General features: G+C 61.8%; 3 protein-coding genes. All 3 read left to right on the top strand.

Annotated elements, in window-relative coordinates; all coding sequences use genetic code 11:
- Positions 1–2556 (top strand): hybrid sensor histidine kinase/response regulator (locus ABY948_RS11365; RefSeq protein ID WP_461482653.1); only part of this gene is annotated, 2556 nt, incomplete at its 5' end.
- 25 nt (positions 2557–2581) lie between these two features.
- Positions 2582–3061, top strand: a complete 480-nt coding sequence (locus tag ABY948_RS11360) for a chemotaxis protein CheW (protein ID WP_461482652.1) — start codon at positions 2582–2584, stop codon at positions 3059–3061.
- A gap of 213 nt (positions 3062–3274) precedes the next feature.
- A partial coding sequence (locus tag ABY948_RS11355) for an alpha/beta fold hydrolase (protein ID WP_461482651.1) occupies positions 3275–4525 on the top strand: 1251 nt, incomplete at its 3' end.

Genomic DNA, 4525 nt, shown 5'->3' with positions numbered 1-4525 from the left:
GTCGAACAAGTCGAACAAGTCGAACAAGTCGAACAAGTCGAACAAGTCGAACAAGTCGAACAAGTCGAACAAGTATCTTCATTTGAGCCCGTTGAGCCCGTTGAGCCCGTTGAGCCCGTTGAGCCCGTTGAGCCCGTTGACGCTGTCGCGGAGGAATTCCAGCTGGCGCCGCTCAGCCGCGACGATATCGATCTGGAAATTCTCGAGATCTTTATCAGCGAGGCGGATGAGCTGCTGGAAGACATTGACCGCGCCCTGCAGCACTGGGCCCAGGACTGGCAGGACCACCCCAGTATCGAATCCCTGAAGCGCTCCCTGCACACCTTCAAGGGCGGCGCGCGCATGGCCGGGCTGGAACAACTCGGCCAGCTCAGCCACGATTTCGAGAGCGAGATTCTCGCCTTGGAATTAAACCGGGATCGCCTCAGCAGCGGGGTATTCCGCGATCTGATGCGGCGCCAGGACCATCTGCTGGCCGCGCTGGCGACCGCGCGGCGGTTGTTTGACGGAGCCGATACCGCGACAGTGGCCGCTGTCGCCGTCGACGCTCCCAGCATCGAGACAAATCTCCAAACAAGCCCCCAAACAAATCCCCAAACAAGCCCCGAGCAAGCGCCAGCGCCGCTGGCGGTGCAGGTTGCCGCGGCAACGGAGGCGATGCAGGAGCTGCTGCCGGAAATTCCGGAAATCAGCATGCCGCAACAGCAGCGCCAACTGGCCACGCAACAGGACACCATTAAGGTTTCCGCGCCACTGCTGGAAAGCCTGGTGAACCTGTCCGGTGAAACCAGTATTTCCCGGGGCCGGGTGGAGCAGCAGGTCAACGATTTTGCCTACACCCTGGAGGAGATGCAGTCCACCATTGCCCGCCTCAAGGATCAGGTGCGTCGCATCGGCATGGAGACCGAGGCGCACATGATGTTCCGCCAGGAACAACTGGATGCCATGGCGTCCCCCGAGGGGTTTGACCCGCTGGAAATGGACCGCTATTCGCAGCTGCAACAACTGTCCCAGTCGTTGCTGGAGTCGGCCTACGATCTCCAGGATCTCAAGGAGACACTGGCGGAGAAAGCCAAGGGTGCCGAGTCGCATCTGCTGACCCAGGCGCGGATCAACAGCGACCTCCAGGAGCGCCTGATGCGCATGCGGCTGGTGCCGTTTACCCGCATCGTGCCGCGCCTGCGGCGCATTGTCCGCCAGGTCAGCGATGAGCTGGACAAGAAAGTGGAGCTGCAACTGGTCAATATCGACGGTGAAATGGACCGTTCGGTGATGGAGCAGATGCTGGCGCCGCTGGAACACATGATTCGCAATGCCATCGACCACGGCATGGAGCCCAGCGCCGAGCGCCTGGCCCTGGGCAAGCCGGAAACGGGGACCATTTCCGTCGGCCTGGTGCGCGAGGGCGGCGATATCCTGCTGCAGCTCTCCGACGATGGTCGCGGGTTGAATATCGATGCCATCCGCCGCCGCGCCATTGAGCGGGAACTGATCCCCGCGGATAACAACCTGGAAGACCAGGACGTGATCCAGTTTATCTTCGACGCCGGTTTTTCGACCTCCGAGACGGTCTCGCAGCTCTCCGGGCGCGGGGTCGGCATGGATGTGGTCAACAGCCAGGTGCGCGAGCTGGGCGGCACCATCCAGACGCTGACGAGCCCCGGCCAAGGCACCCAGTTCATTATCCGCCTGCCGTTTACCGTGTCGGTCAACCGCGCCCTGATGATCGAGATGGACAGCGAACTCTACGCGCTGCCCCTGAGCAGCGTCGACGGCGTGGTGCGGATCAGCCCCAAGGAGCTGGAATACTACTACCGCTACCCGGATGCACGCCTGGAATACGCGGGCGAGCAATATGAGGTGCGCTATCTGGGCAGCCTGTTGCGGGATGGTGAAGCGCCCAGAATTGACACCTCCCAGCAGTCGGTGTTTCTGGTGCTGGTGCACTCCGAAACGCGCCACTACGCGGTGCAGGTGGACGGCCTGGCGGGCAGTGCCGAAATTGTTTCCAAGAGCCTCGGCGCGCCGTTCAGCAAGGTGCCCGGCCTGTCCGGCGCCACCCTGATGGGCGATGGCCGGGTGGTGGTGATTCTCGACCTGCTGGGGCTGTTGCGCGCCAACGTGGTGGCGCGGGCCGGGGTCGAAGTGCACGATTCCAGCGAGGCGCGCGAGCAGTCCAGTGCCATACAGGTGATGGTGGTGGATGACTCGGTTACCGTGCGCAAGGTCACCAGTCGCTTCCTGGAGCGTGAGGGCTTTAACGTGCTCACCGCGCGGGACGGTGTCGAGGCCATGAAACTGTTGCAGGACCAGCGGCCCGACGTGATGCTGCTGGATATCGAGATGCCCCGCATGGATGGCTTTGAAGTCGCCAAACGGGTCAAGGGCAGTTTCGAACTGCGCACCATCCCGATCATCATGATCACCTCGCGCACCGGTGAAAAACACCGCGAGCGCGCCCTGGCACTCGGCGTGGAGCGCTATATGGGCAAGCCCTACCAGGAAGACGAGCTGTTGGCGGCGATGGCGGAAGTCATGCAGCTGGTGGAGCAATAGCGTGGCAGATGCGGGGAGCAGAACAGTGAGTCAGGCAGAAACAGACAGCGGCCTGTTGCAGACAGAAGTCGACAGCCTGTTTGTCCCGGTCAAAAACCACCGCTTGCTGGTGCCGGCGGCCGGCGTGGCCGAGGTGGTGCAGCAGATTGACTGCGAACCGGCCGCCACGGGTCCGGGCTGGTTGCTGGGCTGGATGGAATGGCGTCTGCAGCGCATCCCGCTGATTTCCTTCGAGCGACTGGGCGGCGCGGTGACGGCCCCGGAGGACGGCGGCATGGCGCTGGTGCTGCACACCATGACCGCCACCGAGCAATTCCGTTTCTACGCCTTGCAGATCCAGGGGTTTCCCCATTTGATGCGGGTCACCCCGGCGGACCTGATGCAGGAAATGGGTTCCGAACACCATCCGTTCTCGCTGATGGCGGTGGCCATGGACAGCCTGCAGGCGCTGATCCCGGATTTTGAGCAGCTGGAGGCCTACGTCTCACAACACCTGTCCGACTGATCGGCGGAGGTTTGTAGCCCCGCTCGGTGTGTCACAATTCGCTCCCGCTGCCGTGCTATGCTGTTGTCAGAGACGCCCGCGAGTCGCTGGATGAGTGGCCGGTCGCCACCGCAGCGGGCTTTGCGGCGTCCCCGGCAGGTGGTAGAGTGAGACATCACGCAAGCCAATTTTCCCCTCCCCGCTCCTGGTACGACCTTTTCCAAGGGTGACAGAATGTCCAAACAGAGCAAAAAATCCGCAGCACAGATTCAGGAAGAACTTCTGGCCAAGGCGATTGAGAACACCGTGGCGCTCAATCCTCTGGTGGGGGTCACCACGGATGACATCAAGGAAGCGGTCAAGAAAACGGTCAAGCAGGCGGTGGCGCAGCCCTCCAAGGTGGTGCGTTACAGCAAGCGCTTTGGCCGCCGGGTAGTGGATATTCTCAAGGGAACGGACGAGTTTCAGGGCACCAAGAACGATCGCCGCTTTTCCGATCCGGCCTGGGAGGAAAACGCCCTCTACCACCGCCTCAAACAGGCCTATTTCGCCTGGGATGAGTCCCTGGGCGAGCTGGTGGAAGACATGGACCTGGACGGGCTCGACCTGCGCCGCGCCAAGTTCGTCAAGGAAGTGCTGACCACCTCCATGTCCCCCACCAACTTCCTGTTGGGCAACCCCAAGGCCATGCGCAAGGTGGTGGAAACCAAGGGCAACAGCCTGCTCAAGGGGCTGAAAAACTACGTCCACGATCTGCAGAACAACCACGGCATGCCCTCCCAGGTGGACAAGAGCAAGTTCCATGTGGGGGTGAACCTGGCGACCAGCGAGGGTTCGGTGGTGTACCGCAACGACATTGTCGAGTTGATTCAGTACCGGCCCACCGTCTCCAAGGTGTATCGCCGCCCGCTGCTGATCGTGCCGCCGCAGATCAACAAGTTCTACATCTACGACCTGACTCCCGAGAAGAGCTTTTTCCGCTACTGCCTGGATCAGGGCTTCCAGGTGTTTGTGATCAGCTGGCGCAACCCCACCGGGGAACACCGTGACTGGGGCATGGATGAATACATCAGCGCCGCCAGCGAGGCGGTGGAGGCCATTCTCGACATCACTAACAGCGAAGACCTCAACGTGGTCGGCGCCTGTGCCGGGGGCATCACCGCCTCGATTCTGGCCGCCTACCTGAAACAGAACGGCCGCGACCTGATTCACTGCCTGAGCCTCTCGGTGTGCATGTTGAGCACCCACTCAAAAGAGACCGAGATGAGCGTGTTTACCACCCCCGCGTCCCTGCAGGCGGCGCGCATTCGCTCCCGGGAGAAGGGCGTGCTGGAGGGGCCGGAGCTGTCCCGGGTGTTCAACTGGATGCGCCCCAAGGATCTGGTGTGGAATTACCACGTCAACAACTACCTGTTGGGCGAGGCGCCACCGGCTTTCGATATCCTGTTCTGGAACAGCGATTCCACCAATTTGCCGGCCGAGCTG

The sequence above is a fragment of the Porticoccus sp. genome (assembly GCF_041592135.1).
GTDB lineage: Bacteria > Pseudomonadota > Gammaproteobacteria > Pseudomonadales > Porticoccaceae > Porticoccus.
This window is presented reverse-complemented; position numbering and strand designations above follow the sequence as displayed.